13 protein-coding genes are annotated in these 15,883 nt (G+C 44.3%); 10 read left to right on the top strand and 3 right to left on the bottom strand.

What is annotated here, in order from left to right; translation table 11 throughout:
* Nucleotides 1–24: 24 nt before the first annotated feature.
* Nucleotides 25–876, bottom strand: coding sequence for an NAD(+) diphosphatase (nudC, locus tag VNM22_10915; GenBank protein ID HWP47662.1), 852 nt, complete (start codon nt 874–876; stop codon nt 25–27).
* Nucleotides 873–1,715 carry a class I SAM-dependent methyltransferase gene (locus VNM22_10910; protein HWP47661.1) on the bottom strand — a complete coding sequence of 281 codons (843 nt, stop codon included), beginning with the start codon at nt 1,713–1,715 and terminating at the stop codon, nt 873–875. Before VNM22_10910 ends, nudC begins: the two co-directional genes overlap by 4 nt.
* Nucleotides 1,716–1,906: 191 nt before the next feature.
* Between VNM22_10910 and VNM22_10905 the strand changes: the two genes are divergently transcribed.
* The 5 genes from VNM22_10905 to VNM22_10885 all read left to right on the top strand — a co-directional run bounded on the left by VNM22_10905 (nt 1,907) and on the right by VNM22_10885 (nt 8,501).
* On the top strand, nt 1,907–2,671 hold the full coding sequence (locus VNM22_10905; GenBank protein HWP47660.1) for a hypothetical protein: 765 nt from the start codon (nt 1,907–1,909) through the stop codon (nt 2,669–2,671).
* Nucleotides 2,668–5,688, top strand: coding sequence for a DNA translocase FtsK (locus VNM22_10900; protein ID HWP47659.1), 3,021 nt, complete (start codon nt 2,668–2,670; stop codon nt 5,686–5,688). The genes VNM22_10905 and VNM22_10900 overlap by 4 nt, the downstream gene beginning before the upstream one ends.
* Before the next feature lie 92 nt (nt 5,689–5,780).
* A complete protein-coding gene (locus VNM22_10895; protein HWP47658.1) occupies nt 5,781–6,593 on the top strand; it encodes a hypothetical protein in 813 nt (270 codons plus the stop codon).
* A 244-nt stretch (nt 6,594–6,837) separates the two neighbouring features.
* Nucleotides 6,838–6,984, top strand: a complete 147-nt coding sequence (locus VNM22_10890; protein ID HWP47657.1) for a hypothetical protein — start codon at nt 6,838–6,840, stop codon at nt 6,982–6,984.
* Nucleotides 6,985–7,313: 329 nt separating this feature from the next.
* Complete coding sequence (locus tag VNM22_10885; GenBank protein ID HWP47656.1) at nt 7,314–8,501, top strand: glycosyltransferase; 1,188 nt, start codon at nt 7,314–7,316, stop codon at nt 8,499–8,501.
* Here the strand turns inward: VNM22_10885 and VNM22_10880 are convergent.
* Nucleotides 8,498–11,092 (bottom strand): PA14 domain-containing protein, encoded by a 2,595-nt coding sequence (locus tag VNM22_10880; GenBank protein ID HWP47655.1) that lies wholly within the window; start codon nt 11,090–11,092, stop codon nt 8,498–8,500. The genes VNM22_10885 and VNM22_10880 overlap by 4 nt on opposite strands.
* 222 nt (nt 11,093–11,314) lie before the next feature.
* On the opposite strand from VNM22_10880, the gene VNM22_10875 reads away from it, so the two are divergent.
* The 5 genes from VNM22_10875 (at nt 11,315) to VNM22_10855 (ending at nt 15,832) form a co-directional block, all read left to right on the top strand.
* Nucleotides 11,315–11,611 (top strand): hypothetical protein, encoded by a 297-nt coding sequence (locus VNM22_10875; GenBank protein HWP47654.1) that lies wholly within the window; start codon nt 11,315–11,317, stop codon nt 11,609–11,611.
* Nucleotides 11,612–11,855: 244 nt separating this feature from the next.
* Nucleotides 11,856–12,767 carry an MBL fold metallo-hydrolase gene (locus VNM22_10870; protein HWP47653.1) on the top strand — a complete coding sequence of 304 codons (912 nt, stop codon included), beginning with the start codon at nt 11,856–11,858 and terminating at the stop codon, nt 12,765–12,767.
* Nucleotides 12,768–12,779: 12 nt separating this feature from the next.
* Nucleotides 12,780–13,091: a hypothetical protein gene (locus VNM22_10865; GenBank protein HWP47652.1), complete on the top strand. Its 312-nt coding sequence runs from the start codon at nt 12,780–12,782 to the stop codon at nt 13,089–13,091.
* 417 nt (nt 13,092–13,508) lie between these two features.
* Complete coding sequence (locus VNM22_10860) at nt 13,509–14,516, top strand: M23 family metallopeptidase (GenBank protein ID HWP47651.1); 1,008 nt, start codon at nt 13,509–13,511, stop codon at nt 14,514–14,516.
* Between the two features lie 197 nt (nt 14,517–14,713).
* Nucleotides 14,714–15,832 carry an alanine--glyoxylate aminotransferase family protein gene (locus VNM22_10855; GenBank protein HWP47650.1) on the top strand — a complete coding sequence of 373 codons (1,119 nt, stop codon included), beginning with the start codon at nt 14,714–14,716 and terminating at the stop codon, nt 15,830–15,832.
* The last annotated feature ends 51 nt before the right edge of the window (nt 15,833–15,883 follow it).

Below are 15,883 nucleotides of genomic sequence, written 5' to 3'. Positions count from 1 at the left end.
GATCCCTGTTCCTTGGGGTCCCGGTCAGGTAGCCTTGCCTTGCTTCGCCAAAAACCAGTCTATCAACTTGCGTGCAATACTGATTTTATTAGGTAAAGCGGGCAGGTTGTCGGCCGTAAACCAACCTGCTGCTTCAATCTCTTCATCCTCTACAACGATCTCACCCCCTGCATAAACCGCCGTAAATGCAATCATGAGGGAATGGGGAAATGGCCAGGGTTGACTGCCGAAGTAATGGATATCTTTGACATCAATTCCCGTTTCTTCCTTGACTTCTCGCACCACGGCTTCTTCCAGGGTTTCGCCCGGGTCTACAAAGCCTGCAATGACACTGTACATACCCGGTGGAAAACGGTGGGATCTGGCCAGCAGGATTTGAGAGTCGCGTTCAACGAGAACGATAATAGCCGGAGATAAGCGGGGATAGTTTACTAAACCACATTGGAGACATTCCTTGGCCCGTTCCCTGGATCTGGTTATCATTCTGGATCCACACTTTCCACAAAACTGATGGGTTCGATCCCAGTCTACGATCTGCACAGCCCGTCCGGCTATCCAGAAAAGGTCTTCTTCCAAACGATTGAATAACTGACGTAAACCTTGAAAAGCCATGCCTTCCGGCGGTTTGGTATCTTCAGCCAGTTCAATTGAGTAACAGGGGCGCCCTTCTAGAAGACCCAAATAATGTTGCCGGATGGCGGTTACCCCTAATCGGGAAAAGTCCACCTCACAGGGAATACGGACCGAAGAATCTTCCAGGTAAACCAGAAGATTATTTCCCTGGAAGGCAAACCACCAGGATAATCCCGTATACTTGGTTGGAGGTACGATACCGGGGATAAAAGTCTTTTGTAAGGAAAGGTTGGGAGCCGTCATATTTGTTCCAAAAGGACAAAGGTATAGGTATTACGAAAAATTTCTTGTTTCTCCTTAAATATCTTAACCAGAAACCGCCAGAACCATGCAAAGGGCATTTCTCGTTTCAGGCGACGACCTTCTTCTACCGAAGATCGAACTTCCAGGACCTTCCAGCCATACGGATTGAAAAAAGTAGCCCCTTCCACCGGAGCGAAGTGAAAGGCAATACGACCTGTACCAAGTTGCTTCTTCCATAATTTCTGAATTCGTTGAAGCGCAAGGGGAGATATTAAATCCAGTAACCACCACCGGAAAGTGGGTTGGGTGGAAAGATCCTGGGCCAGGGAAGCAATCTGATCGGAGGTGAGATAGGGGCTAAGACCTTCACTTACCACAAGTACACGTCGAGAGAGGGCACCTATCTGGTTGAAAAGAGCCCGCCGCGCGGTGACGTCCATCAGGTCCATCTTTACAATTTCCAAAGAACAGGCCGGCCTTATATCGACCAGCTTTTTTTCCTTATAGGTAAGGATATCGGGTAAATCCACTTCGATCCATCTTAATGAAGCGGGTAAGGGGAGCCGGTAAGGCCGGGTATCGAGACCTGAGGCGAGATTCAAAACAGTATCCACCTGTTGAGTCTGAACAGCCCACAGGATCATTTCGTCAAATACACAGGTACGTACAATTACGGCCCAGGCGCTGGACATACCTCGTGGTAAAGTTCGAACGATCCTTTCCCCCTGTTCCCCGGCTAAGAGACGTGCATAGGGGTCTCGAAAATGGGCATCCGTCCTTTCCGTCTCCATCGCACGATATACAGCAACCCAACGGGCCGTATCGGATATATGTTCCATGGGGGTCGTCCTGCTAAGTTTCCGGTAATTACAAGCAATTCCTATCTTACACCCTGAACCTGCAGGACGTCAAAATATTTTTAGGAAAATTTACCCCGTAAGAATCTGCTTGCTTTTTTATCCTGAAAGAGATACAAAGCTATTTTGAGATTCTAGACGGTTCTAAACCCTGTTGGGATACCGTTAATCCCATGAAAAAGAGAATAATTCACGGAAAATTTTTACCTGACATGGAAAATTATACTCCGTCCCATATCGAAAAAGAAATTCTGGATTTATTAAAAAAGAAAAACCGGGATTACCTTACGGTTAAACAAATTGTAGACGGAATTTCTTCCACCTCGCGGAAACACTTGGGTCTCTCCAGGGAGGCGACAAATTCAGAGATCCTGATTAAATTGACTTCCCATTTGGGCGATGGTTTACAAATTTACCAGGCGGCGAGGTCTACCTACATTGGTTACAGAAAATCGGTGGAAGAACTTATTCTAAACAAAATCAGACAAAAACCGGGCTTATCTTCCAGACAATTGGGTCGAGAGCTTCCCGTGCTCAAGAAAAATTACCTCAAGGCCCTCAACCATCTCCTGGAGAAAAGTTTTGTTGTTTGTATTCTTAAAGAAGATCATTCGGTTTCTCTCAAGATTTCTGATAAAGTTCCGATACCTGGGATAGACAAAGAAGCCCCTACAGATGATCGGACGGCTTTTAAGCAAGCTTATTACCGGGTTGGTAAGGGGCGTAGTTTTATTCCGATTCATCAAATTCGCGAGTATCTTCGCTGGCCTCGGGAACGGTTTGATAGGGTTCTTACGGAGTTGATGGCCGATTATGCCGTAGAACTCCATGGAGGAGATCCTTCAACGATGACCGAAGCGGAGATAAAAAACTCTTTTATGGATGAGAGCGGGATGCTTTATATAACCTTAAGTTGGAGAGGTGAGGAAATAAGATGACGACCGAGGAGAAACTTGAAATTTTAAGATGGAGGAATCCCTTTACTTCCTCCAGTGTTGGAGATCCCCGGGAAGGAGTCTATCCGGATGTTCCTTCCATTAATGAACATGCTTTCAAGGGACTTTGCCAGCTTATTAAACAGAAATCCCAAAACCCGGGTCTCAACTGTGGAGCGCTAGTACTCGGAGAAGTCGGCAGCGGTAAAACGCATCTGATCGGTAAAATCCTTCAGTATACGGAACAGATACAGTCGGAACCGGGCACACCAGGTCTCTCCTTCGCCTACATTCAACCCATCGAGGATCCGGAACAGACCTATCGCTATCTTCTGAGGGAAATCATCGTTAATCTTTGTTATCCGATACATGCAGCTTCTCCGGTAACACAACTGGAGAAGATTATAGACGAAATTTACCGGGAAGTAGTCCAGAAGTATGGGTCCACGCGGGATAAACAAAGGAATATGCTGGGGACTTTGATTTTTAAATATATTATTCCCCATCGGTTTAAAGAGGTTGAAGATAAAGCCCTCGATCTGTTGAGTAGGGCCTACCCGGAGATTTCCACCAGTTTTTTAAAGGTTTTGTTCCAATATCGGATTCCGAGTAAGCGGGTAGCGGCTTTAAACTGGCTTAAAGGTTACGTTCTGGATCAGGCCGATGCAGCTTTACTCCAGGTATCAGATCGCTTTCAAGTATCGGAGGACCAAACCGGTCGTTCCAACCTCCTTGAGCAAGAAGCACGGGATATTCTAATTTCCCTGGGCCTTTTGCTGGCTCGTTACCGTCAAACCCTGATCATTTGTTTCGACCGCTTAGAGAATTTAGAAACCGAAGGGAAAATATATGCCCTGGGGAAGATGTTGGAATTCCTGATAGATAAAGCCAAAGCCATGTTGCCTATTGTCTGCTTCCGGGGGGGAGAATGGGAGGGAAAATTCCGATTAAAGTTAAACCAGCATATTATCACGCGTCTTGAGACGAACCGATTTGAGCTGCGGGGTTGTACGGCAGATCAGGCTATGGCAATTATCCAAAATCGTCTGGCTTCGGTACTTGGAGAAGATCAAACCAACCCGTTTTTTCCCTTTGACCGGGAAGAATTATATAAAACCTTTAGAAAACAGTTGTATATCCCCCGGTTGGTCATTGCTGAGGCCAATAAGCGGTTGAGGCAAATATTGGATCAAGGGCCTTCGGTCGAAGTTTCTCCTTCTCAAACCCTCGAGGAAGAATTTGAAAATCAATATCGAACGATTTTACAAGATTTTGATCGTTATCAACCCGATCGAGGCCGGTTAAGACGAGCTTTAGAGGTTTATCTCAGCTATGGACCCACTAAAATCGGAAAGTCAGGCCAATCTGTAAAATCCCGTACTGCGGAAACGTTTCAGGCGGGTTCCTTTCAAGTTGAATCTTTACAGCGTCCGGAGGGTAAAGAAAAGTATATTGACTTTACAGGTACTCTCCGGGTTTCTTCCTCCTCAGAGGTTCCCGTGATTTTTATGATCGATGTGGAGCAGAATCCTATGGCGGTAGGGGCCTGTCTTCTGAAGGGGATTGAGTTTTTAAAGTCTCATCCCTCAGGGAAAGCTTTTTATATTCGAGATGCCCGCTGTCCTATTCCACCCCCTCCCCAGTGGAAGGCAACCAATGAGAAACTTCAACTTTTTAAAGATCTGGGGGGTCACGTGATTATTTTAGATTCGGAGCAGGCCGCCCGATGGTATGCCCTGGCCCTGCTCAGTTATGCGGTTAAGGAAGGAGATGTAACCCTGGTCGGTTTCGATAATCGGGTGAAATCGATCACAGCGAACGAGTTTGCTACGTTTATAGGGGAGAAACTCCATGGTCAGAAGCACTCAGGGTTTCAAGGCTTCGAGGAAGTCTTGGGAACATCTCCTGGGGAAAAATCTGAGACTTCCCGGTCTTCTGTTTCAGATCCCAATTCCAGAGAAACGACCCAGGAAGCGGAGCAAGGCTTGAGGGCCCTTATTCAGGCTTTGGATACGTTAAAGCTACCCGTTGAGCCTGTAGGTTACATAGCCGGGCCGCGATTTATCCGATATAAGATCAAACCCAGGCTGGATCAAGGTGTTACCGTTAAGAAGCTGGTCAATCAAGCCGAAAATCTGCAGGTGGCTTTGGGTTTACAGGTTGCTCCTCTGATTCAGCCCCAGGCGGGTTATGTGAGTGTGGATATACCTCGGAAAGTCCGGGTTCCCCTTACCCTGGGAGAGGTGTGGCAAAAGGGACAACGTAACCGACCTCCTTCTAAAGTTGCATTTCCCCTGGGTATGTCTATTGACGGCTCGATTGTTTGGGCGAATCTCAGCGATCCCACCATGAGTGGTATGCTGATAGGGGGCACCTCAGGAAGCGGCAAAAGCATTTTTCTGAAAGCCAGTGCCGTAGGCCTGGCTCTAAATGCAAAACCTACCGAAGTTCGATTGATTTTGATTGACCCTAAGCGGGTGGGTTTTATGGACCTTGCCTCCCTCCCCCATCTTTCCGGATCTATCTTGATGGATACCGAATCGGCCCTTGAAAAACTGCACCAACTGGTCGATGAGATGGAAGAGCGTTATCGTACGTTTGAAAAAAAGGGGGTATCGGATATCCACGCCTATAATCAACTGGGCGGATCTTTAAGCCATCAGGTCATTATGATTGATGAATATGCAGATCTCATGGCAGACAAAGATACCCGGACAGAATTGGAAACCTCCATTCAGCGCCTCGGACAAAAAGGCCGTGCCGCAGGCATTCACCTGATTCTGTCTACCCAGCGGCCAGATGCTCGGATAGTCACGCCGATTATCAAAGCCAATCTCCAACTTAAAGTGGCTCTTAAAGTTACCAGCGCCGCCAATAGTACCATTATCCTGGATACGCCGGGTGCAGAATACCTGATCGGGCATGGAGATATGCTGATTGGGGGGAGCGTTCCTCTTCAGAGGCTTCAAGGCCCACTGGTCACGAAGACCGAAATTGAAATGGCTATGCATAATCAATAGAAACCATCCCATAAAGCTGTCCTATTTTTAATGACCCAGGACATAGAACAGCTCTATGCGGTTACTTTCACCCTGGAAAGGAGTCAAAATATATGCCATCTGTCATCGTCAGTTGGTCGGGTCAATGCTCTGAGTTATTTGTTCGTGAAAATCTGTGCTGGAAACTCGAGGAATTAGCAGAACTTTCTCATGGCTACTTTGAGGTTCCCCCGCCTATCCGGCATTTCGATCACACGATCCAAGGAAATATTCTTCTAAGTGGCTCTTTATTTAGCACTCCTCCTTCGAGTTCCAATCTCATCAGAGTCTACGAAAGTTTACCCCAGGAAGTCGACCCTCTGGGATTTGAACTTCGCGTTGCAGGTCCTCTGAGACAAAAATTAGTAAAGATCCATGAGGATTTATTTTCAATCCCCCAGGTTAATCTTTATGGAATTGAGTTTCGTCTTTTTGACGGTCGGTTCTTGTATGAGGAGGATGATAGGGTGAGCTTCGTTTTCCTGCGTATGGAGGATTATCCGGAGTTGGATGGGGTAATCGTTTATGTTGAAGATCATAACCAGTGCCGGTTTTACGAAAATGAAATGATTCAACAGGCCGATTGGTTTTTAGGAAAACCCCACATTCATCTTCGCTATTATTGTGAATCCTGGATGGATATGCTACTGGGTTGGATTAAACACTTCTATATCCCCAATTTGAATTACTGGCGTTACAAAGAATTACCCGGCTATGAGATTTTTTCAAATATAGATCCCACCGATTCTGAGTTAAGGGATGAGTTTTTCGAGGTTTTAAAAGAAGGTTTTCACGAAGAGGTCCGAAACTGGAGTGGGATTGCCGCAGAAGCCTCTGAATTTTGGCGAAGAATTCGGGAAATACAGCAGCAAGAAGAGGAACCTTAGGGAGCTATCTGATAAGATTTGGAGCCTTTATAAGATTTGGAGCCTTTACCAGAAGATGATTTCTTTTTCGAGGATTTTTTAGAAGAGGTAACTCCTTTTTTCTCACTTTTAAGACCCTTACCCTTAAACCCTGGAGAACTGGAAAAAGGAACCCAAACCCCCTCTTCATTAAAATATCCGTAAGGGGAGAGAGGAGGCCTGGGGGGGCCTGGTTTAGAAAAATACTCCCCATAGGGGGAATACCGTGGGGGCCGAAGATATCGAGCAGATGGAGGAGGACAGGAATATCCCAATCTTCCAAACCCTGGTGGGCAAGGAGGAATCATTCCCCAAGGAGGCGGTGAAGGACAAGGAGGATAAGAATACCTACTCCAATACCCATGTGCCGTAACTTCCTCGCTCGTGGCCACTCCGAAAAAAATCGTTGTTATAAGAAAGGACAGGAAGGATTTTATTAAATTTTTCATAAGACTTTCCTAAAAGTCACGAAAACCTATATTTAGGTAAAGTTAATGTTTTACATTTATACTTTAATTTTTTACACTGGATGAGAAAGATGTCAATAAAAATTGTTAAGCTTAGTTGAACTTATAAAGGAAACAATACTAAAAATTTGGGCAATCGAATTTGGGCATTCCCTATCAAAGCTGGTATAAAAACTGCACAAAAGAAACAGAAACTTTTGATTCATGGGTAAGCAGAAGGGAGGAGGGGAAGCGTATGCCCACACTTTCTATAGTGATTCCAGCGTATAATGAAGAAAATTCTATAGGAGCCACGATTCTGGAAGTTCTGGCGGTTAAAAAGGAAATTCTAGAGACAAAAATTGGCATCTCCGAGGTAGAAATTATCATTGTAAACGACGGCTCCCAGGATCGAACAGGTGAAATTGTTCAGGGTTATCCAGATGTGGTCCTTATCCATCATAGGAAAAATTTAGGATACGGATCTGCTCTGAAAACTGGGTTTGATAAAGCACGAGGGGAGTATATGGGATTCCTGGATGCCGATGGGACTTACCCCGCCCGGGCCTTCTTAGACCTTTGCAGGGTCTTAAGAGAAACAAACGCCGATATGGTCATCGGCTCCCGAATGATTGAAAAGAAAACCGGTATGCCTTTCATTCGACAGATCGGTAACAGGTTTTTTGCCAGACTTTTGAGCTGGATCGTCGAGCATAAAATAACAGACTCAGCCAGTGGGATGCGGGTCTTCAAACGATCTATTTTAACCCGATTATATCCTTTACCCGATGGGCTCGATTTAACTCCTGCCATGAGTACCCATGCCTTGCATGAAGGAATGAAAGTCGTAGAAGTTCCTATTGAATACAAGGAACGGATAGGAAAATCTAAACTTCATGTTATCCAAGATGGACTCCGATTCCTCTCAACCATCCTCCATACCGCCAACCTTTATAACCCGCTCAAGTTTTACGGAATGATGGGATTACTGATGATTTTCATAGGGGTATTGTTGGGAATTATGCCGGTGACTTACTATATCAAATTGCGGGAAGTAGAGGATTGGGAAATTTATCGGCTCTTTACCATTATGGTTCTGTTTATAACAGGTATCAACACCATGACCTTTGGAGCCTTTTCGAACTATATTTTGTCCATCATGCACCGAAAAGAGATTCATCAGCGTAGTTTCTGGAGCCGATATATTTTTAAACCAACGATCATGAAAAAAATAGGTCTGATCGGCTGGCTTTCCATTTTAAGTAGTATCGTTTTGAATAAAAATACCATTTATGAGTATGTAACTACCCAGCATATTCATGTTCACTGGTCCTATATCCTCACCGGAGCTACTCTATTCCTGACGGGAGTCCAGCTCGTCATGATGAGCTTTATCATCAAGACCCTGGATAATTTGAAGAAGCGCCAGAATTTCTTTTCTTAGTTTATTCCTTGATAAGGCCGGAAAGCTTCCGCCGGAATAATTTCTTTTTGACCGTCGGGTCGTATCCAATACAGGATGAGTTGGGAATTGGAAGGATGTAGTTCCTTCAACCGAATCCGAATGGAGTGATCCCCCTGGGTCAATTCCCTGGGAGTTTTCCCATCTACAACCATGGGATCCCCATCTATAGACAGATAAAAGAAAGCCCGTGGGGAAGTGATTACCTGGAAGATATAATTTCCTGACGAAGGGACTATCAGATATCCAGACCAGTCCACAGAAAAGGAAGAAAGATTCACCGGGAGAGGAAAATTTCCTACCTTGACCCGGAACATATCCAGATGTTGTATAAAAGAAAAGTCGAGTGAGGGGTCTCGTCGAATAACCCGAGGAACTCCTTCCCAGGCTTCATTATCATAATATTTACCTATCAGACCCTTTCCCGTCCAGGGTAAAGTGAAAAACATTTCATAGCCGGTAGCATTTTGCGTCTTGGGGAGAATCTCCTTAACTGAAATCCAACCTCCCATCAGGAAAAGAAAGCCTAACACTATGGGCAAGAGTAGGAGGATGGGGGTATGGGGGTATGGGGGTATGGGAGTTCTATTTCTTATACTTCCATACCTCCCTACCTCCCTGCCTCCATACTCCCACACTCCCACACTCCCATACTCCCATACTCTTTTTTTCGATTCATAGTAACAAAGTGCCAGCAAAGTTAGCGTAACACCTGCCCAGAAGAGGGTTACTTTAGGATTTTTATCTGTACCCATCATGGCAGGAAACAGGGAAGTCAGATCTAGAAAGGCACTACTATAGGTATAGAGGAGGTTACTTCGAAGTTCTTGATAACGATAAGCCATCTGGTGATAAAGCAGTAAAGGCTCTTTTAAATAGAGGCCAACCAAAAGAAAACTAAAAACGAAGAAACCGTTTCGAAGGGCTGTTGCCAGGGGCCCCCGGAAGGATTTCAAACCAAAGAGCATCAAAATACCTAAACACCAGATAACGGCTATGACCGGGCGATTCATGACACTGTATCCGCCCCATCCTGCTGTCGGTTGGGAGGTATAAAAAAAGATGTAGCTCAGAAAGATAAAAAGTAAAGCGAACATCTGAGGTCGATAGGCTTTCTTTCTCCATAGGGCTAGAATACCGGCCAGCGAAAAGAAGTAAAGGGGGCTATGAAAAAGAAGACCGATCCTTTGATCCAGGAAAACCCCAGGAATTCCCATAAGACCTCGTTTTAATTTAAATTTTAAATCCCCCAGGACTGAATAAGACCCCGGCTTTTGTCCTGGAATCGGAGAGGCCTGTCCATACATGGCGGTTGGAGATATGGTTTTGTACATGGAATAGGTAAACCAGGCATGAAGTACCCCCGACAGGATAATAGGAAATAAAAAAAGGAGAACAGATAAATAAGAAAAATGAGTCCGATATCGTATCAAACTGAACCCGGCTAAAAGAAACAGTACCAGGGATAAAATAAGGTACTTCACTCCAAACCAGGGTAGAAGAGAAATGGCCCCGCCTATGCAAAGCGGGTATAGCAAGGGTCTTCTATAAAACAAGCGCCATTTTCGGAAAGCATATAACAAAATCAATCCGGCAGGGACTTCCGGATAGATCTGGTAAGAGTAAAAAAGGACCGGCGTGGTAAACCCAAAAATAAAGGTGGTTAGCAAGGAAGCCGGAAGATTCCGGGTCATCTCATAGGCCAGCAAATAAAAATTTGTAACCAGGAGAGCCGTGAGTAAATTCATACAGGCTCTGGGAAAAAAAACCATATGATCGAATCGATCTCCTAAGCGATAAAACGGAACGAGCAGAAGGGGAAGTCCGATGCCGTGTCTAGGATAGATCCCACCATCTTTACCGATGTTACCAAATCGAGGATATTCACCTGGAAAAAAACGTAAATAGGCCTTTTCTCGATAATTATTGTTTAACCTTACATCTCCATCTTTGGAAAGGCTGTCGGTAATCATAAGATATGAGGGCTCATCTCCAACCAGAACATGGAGGGGCGAGAGAAGTTTTGTGGACAGGCTCAGGTAAAATCCGGTAGAAAGGATAAAAATAAGAACAGGTATAATCCCCCGGCGGAAGTGTGGAGACCTGGAAACAGGGAATAAGCGAAATAAAGTTAAAGGAGCGAGGATCATCCTTAAGAATCGATATTTGCGGATTAAGATAAAAATAAGAATGATGGTGGGAAGAAGGTAACCGGGTTTATAAAGGACGTAGCGGAAGCTAAGCCAGTTCAGAAGAAGTAAATAGCAAGGCAGGTAAGTTTTGGCGTCTGCATACAGACAGATGGGGAAATCTATACCGGTTGCCAGGTTCAGAGTCCGGGCATATAAGAGCCAAAAAACGGTTAACCCTGACATGCACCCTGCTAAATACCAGAGAAGTTTAAGATGGAAGAAGTTGAAATATAAATAGGTCTGGAGGTTTCCTTGATCTAGAAAAACAAGCGGATTAACCCGCATCCAGACATAAAATCCTATGGAGGCTCCGGCTGTTAGAACCCAAAAAAGGGAGGTTAACATTTTACTGACCTGTAAAGCATAAACTTTCCTTTTCATGTATGCTGTAAGTTTTACCTTTTATGTAAGGGATTGTCAAGGGAAAGGCCAAGATTTTTTGGTTTGGAAGGCAAGTTACTAAAATAGGGTTGACAATTAAAAAGGTTTATTTTACAGTTATTTTACAGGAGGTTTATTCTTCAGACCATGTTAGGAGGGAAGGGGGAATTCAATATCCCATAAGGGAAGTCCTAAAATGGCCGACAAGCAGGAGATCTAGAGATGAACGAACCCATTAAAGAACGTATTTATCTGGGAAGGTGTGGAGTTTGTAATCAACGCTTTAGAGTCAGTTTCGGTGATCCACCCTACGAGAGCCCGGACAGTATTTCTCCAGAAAAGGTTTCGATCGGGAGACAATACGAAGATGGGGGGGTGGATAAAAGGTACATATTTATCTTACCCTGTGGACATCGACTAGATCTTCGCGTTGAGAAAGAGGGATCAGATCAAGAGCAGATCAAAATTTATTTTCCCGATGACATTTCAGATGAACGTTCTAAACTACCTCGCGTATAATCCTTATAAGTTAAAATAAAATATAAATTAATTGAAATAAAATTTGGATGTAAAAATTTAACCTGGTAAGATTTAACAGATCTCGCGGGAGAAGATTTAAAAATCTTCAGGGGGGGAGCTTAAAGGTATCCTTTTAAGTGGTATAAAGATTGCCTGCAAGTAAGGCAGAGAATTTCTTTAAAAAGGGAAGATTCTTTTTAGAATTCAGGTTGAAAGTATTTGTGTTTCGAGAGAGGGTAGAGCAATGAAAGTGAAATTCTGGGGGGTCCGGGGTTCAATTCCCACCCCAGGTCCTCAGACGGTTAAAGTGGGTGGAAATACGTCCTGTGTGGAAGTGAGGACCGATGATAACCAACTTCTTATCTTTGATGCTGGGACAGGCATTCGGTTGCTGGGGCTTAGTTTAATGGAGGAAGGTTTTGACAAAGGTGGCAAGGTCGGTCATATCTTTTTTAGTCATACCCACTGGGATCATATCCAGGGATTTCCTTTCTTTGCTCCTGCCTTTGTGAAGGGGAAGTCTCATTTCCCTGCCTTAAAATCATCTGGAGATGAGGAAGAACCTGAACTGAGCAATACGTTTAACCTTTACGGAGCCAAAAGGGTTTTTGAGAAATTAGAAAATACCCTTAGAGGACAGATGGAATATCAATACTTTCCCGTATCTTTAGATCAGATGGGTGCTACGGTCAATTTCCATGAAATTCAAGATAATCCCATAAAAATCGGAGAGAATCGTATCATTCCTGGAAGGCTTAATCATCCTAATGGAGCTTTGGGTTATAGAATCGAAAATGCTAAAGGAGATAAGGTGGTTGTTTATGCAACGGATACAGAACATTATTACGGAGGAGATCTCGACCCCCATGTTTTAGCCCTCGCTAAGAATGCAGATATCTTTATTTACGATTCTCAATATACTCCCGAAGAGTATCTGGGTGATCCGGCCAATCAAAAACGCTCAAAAATTGGATGGGGCCACAGCACATGGCGAGAGGGAGTCTTACTCTCTAAAGCTGCAGGAGTCAAACAGTATATTTTGTTTCATCACGACCCTTCCCACTCCGATAGTTTCCTTTCTGAGATGGAAAAACAAGTTCAACTCCATTTTCCAAATTCTCGCATAGCTTATGAAGGTCTGGAGATCATCCTATAGCTTTAGTTGATTGTGAAACTTAAAGAGAGTATCTATAAAGCTATCCAAATTGTCTGGTATCGTCAGAAGTTAGCAAATGTAGGGCGTAAAAAAGAGAAAATTTTTATTAAACTCGGTCAACTTTATTATAATCTTCTCAAAAAAACCTTCGAAAATCCCCTTCTACATCCCTCTGTTAAGGAATATATCAACCGGATTATTTATCTTAATGAAGAGATTGAGAAACTCCAGAAAGAATTGAATGAATTAGATCGTTCATTTCCCGCCTTGAAAACTCCAATTATTGTAAAGGGCCACAAATCGGAACCTAAAGATTTAGAATAGTACATTGTTTACTTAGTTTTGTTTAACGTTTGAGCGGCCCTCACTCCTGGCCTCTCTCCCTTCACCCCCGGTCCCCATATGCACCAGGATAAGAGTGAGATCCCTGAGAGGGCCCCCTTAATGTCAAACGAGACGTCTAACCTACTAACCTTTCCCCTCTTTGCAGGGGAAGGAACTTTAAAGCGAAGTTCCCTCCCCTACCTCCTCCGATACAATTCCCCCTTTACCGAGAAAAAAAACCATGACTTTTCCCTTGACAGTCCCTCATTCCTTCAATTAAGACAGTTCGGATCGGTAAAATCCTCTAAAGGTTCTATAGGGGCATCAAAATTGAATAAAAATGGGAAGCAAAAATCGAGAAGTTAAAGAAGCAATGGTATGGGTTAGAAACGGTGGGTAAAAATCGGAGGGTTGAAGATGAGAATATATCGGTTTTTAAGATGTTTTTTTGTCGTAAGTGTTATGGGGATAACGGTTCTTTTTGGGGAGATACAGAATCTTTCTTTCTTTCCTTCCCCGGCCTGGAGTGCCGGTCAGTTTATCTTTCCTCTGAACTGTGAATTAGGGAAAACCTGTTTCATAACGAATTATATGGATGACGATCCGGCGCCGGGAAGTGTCAAAGATTGGAACTGTGGTTCCATGACGTATGATGGGCACAATGGGACAGATTTTGTCATCGAGGGATGGGAAGCCATGGATCGAGGTGTTGATGTCCTAGCCGCCGACTCCGGAGTTGTAACCGAGGCGGTCGATGGATATTACGATCATTGTCAGCGTAACTGTCCCTATGAAAACTCCAACCATGTATTTATTCACCATGCCAATGGTCTTCGGACTGTATATCATCATATGAAAAAAGGTTCTATTTTAGTCAAAACAGGTGATCGTGTTAAGAAAGGACAGAAAATAGGAGAGGTCGGGAGTTCTGGAGATTCCGATACACCCCATCTCCATTTTATTGTAACGGATTCTGCCATTAATCTCATTAATCCCTATGCAGGTCCCTGTAGCTCCAACAGGTCTGTGAGTTACTGGGAAAATCAGGAACCTTATCAAGGTGGGGCTTTTAAAGTGGTGAAAACCGTGCTTACCAATCAAATCCCCCAGAATGGTTCTATCCCACCCTCAGGGAACAAGTTTTATGCAACAGACTCCTATGTAACCTTTTGGGTAAGGGTTTTAAACGTACAAGCAGGAGATGTTTCAGAGTGGAGATGGTATACCCCTAAGGGGGAACTCTATTCAAGTTGTAGAATTAATCACGATCGGTCTTATGCTTATAGCTATTGGTATTGTTACACCACCATAGCCGGATATCCGGCTGCCAGAAAATTTGGGGTCTGGACGGTTCACTACCTCTACAACGGGACCGTTATGGAACGAGCCACCTTTACCCTGGAACCTTTACCATCCAACGGATAAGGTGTTCTTTTTCCTCTGTCAGATTTCAAAATTTCATACTGACTCAGCAATTCAGTTAACCGGTCGGCTTCGTAGTATATGGCTTGCTTTACTGAGGGAGTGAGTGTATATTACCATTTCAAAGGTTATTGAACTGAGTTAAGGACTCGTTTATTTAAAACCCAATTTTTCTATAGGACCTAACAAGGAGGAGATACGTGAAAGAGAACCTTTATTCTGAGTTTCTTCCATCCCCCCGGCTTCTACTCGGCCCGGGTCCGGCAAATATTCATCCGCGCATTTTTCAAGCTATTTGTGCTCCGGTCATTGGTTATGCCGACCCCGATTTATTTCCAATCATGGATGAAATCCAGGAGATGCTTCGGGTTGTTTTTGAAACTAAAAATCCCATAACATTCCCTATTTCCGGAACAGGGAGTGCAGGAATGGAAGCCTGTCTGGTTAACATTCTGGAGCCAGGTGACACCCTTATTGTAGGAATCAAAGGATATTTTGGGGAACGGATCAAACAGGTTGCCGAGCGCCTGGGAGCTAAAGTGATAGAAGTACGTGGAGAGGTTGGGAAAATCGTGGACCCCCAACAGGTTATCGAAACTCTCCATCAACATCCGGAGGCAAAGGCCGTTGCCATTGTCCATGCAGAGACTTCAACCGGAGTTCAACAACCTCTGGAAGAGATAGGGACTGCTGTTGCCAAAACAGATACCCTTTTCGTGGTGGACTGCGTGACTTCTCTAGGGGGACTTCCGGTGAGGGTCGATCATCATCATATTGACGTTGCCTTTAGCTGTTCACAAAAATGTATTGGAATGGTTTCGGGTCTGGCCCCCATAACTTTCAGTGCCAAGGCCTTGGAAGTCATCAGGCGTCGCAAAACCCCCGTCAGCAGTTTCTATTTAAGTATCGATTTACTCATCGATTATTGGGGGGAAAAGCGAATTTATCATCATACTCTCCCCACGACCTATATTTATGGACTGCGTGAAGCTTTGAGAATCATCATGGAAGAAGGGTTGGAACAGCGGTTTAAACGGCATCAAGAGGCCGGAGATTTGCTAAAATTAAGACTGCAGAAGATGGGATGTACGTTATTTGCTCAAGAGGGATATCGGCTTCCGATGCTCACTTCAGTGATGCCCCCTCAACATATCGATCCTTTGAGTGTTCGCGCGGATCTGCTTAAAAAGCATCAAATTGAAATTGGAGCCGGCTTTGGAGAGTTGAAGTCAAAGATCTGGAGGATCGGCTTGATGGGTTATAATGCACGTCGGGCTTCTATTGAACAGTTGTGCGGGGTCCTTGAAGATTATTTGTAAAAATCCCCGGTTGTAAGGCAAATACTATTTCGCCATTGTTGGACGAAATAG

This window comes from Candidatus Limnocylindrales bacterium, from assembly GCA_035559535.1.
Taxonomy (GTDB): domain Bacteria; phylum Moduliflexota; class Moduliflexia; order Moduliflexales; family JAUQPW01; genus JAUQPW01.
Note: the sequence above shows the minus strand (reverse complement) of the source record. Positions and strands in the feature narration are given on the sequence as shown.

Excerpts from the sequence above, each read along its gene's own strand:
- VNM22_10895 (HWP47658.1), top strand. The coding sequence starts at position 5,781 with ATGCCATCTGTCATCGTCAGTTGGTCGGGTCAATGCTCTGAGTTATTT.
- VNM22_10860 (HWP47651.1), top strand. The coding sequence starts at position 13,509 with ATGAGAATATATCGGTTTTTAAGATGTTTTTTTGTCGTAAGTGTTATG.
- VNM22_10880 (HWP47655.1), bottom strand. The coding sequence starts at position 11,092 with ATGAAAAGGAAAGTTTATGCTTTACAGGTCAGTAAAATGTTAACCTCC.
- VNM22_10885 (HWP47656.1), top strand. The coding sequence starts at position 7,314 with ATGCCCACACTTTCTATAGTGATTCCAGCGTATAATGAAGAAAATTCT.
- VNM22_10910 (HWP47661.1), bottom strand. The coding sequence starts at position 1,715 with ATGGAACATATATCCGATACGGCCCGTTGGGTTGCTGTATATCGTGCG.
- VNM22_10875 (HWP47654.1), top strand. The coding sequence starts at position 11,315 with ATGAACGAACCCATTAAAGAACGTATTTATCTGGGAAGGTGTGGAGTT.
- VNM22_10870 (HWP47653.1), top strand. The coding sequence starts at position 11,856 with ATGAAAGTGAAATTCTGGGGGGTCCGGGGTTCAATTCCCACCCCAGGT.
- nudC (HWP47662.1), bottom strand. The coding sequence starts at position 876 with ATGACGGCTCCCAACCTTTCCTTACAAAAGACTTTTATCCCCGGTATC.
- VNM22_10900 (HWP47659.1), top strand. The coding sequence starts at position 2,668 with ATGACGACCGAGGAGAAACTTGAAATTTTAAGATGGAGGAATCCCTTT.
- VNM22_10905 (HWP47660.1), top strand. The coding sequence starts at position 1,907 with ATGAAAAAGAGAATAATTCACGGAAAATTTTTACCTGACATGGAAAAT.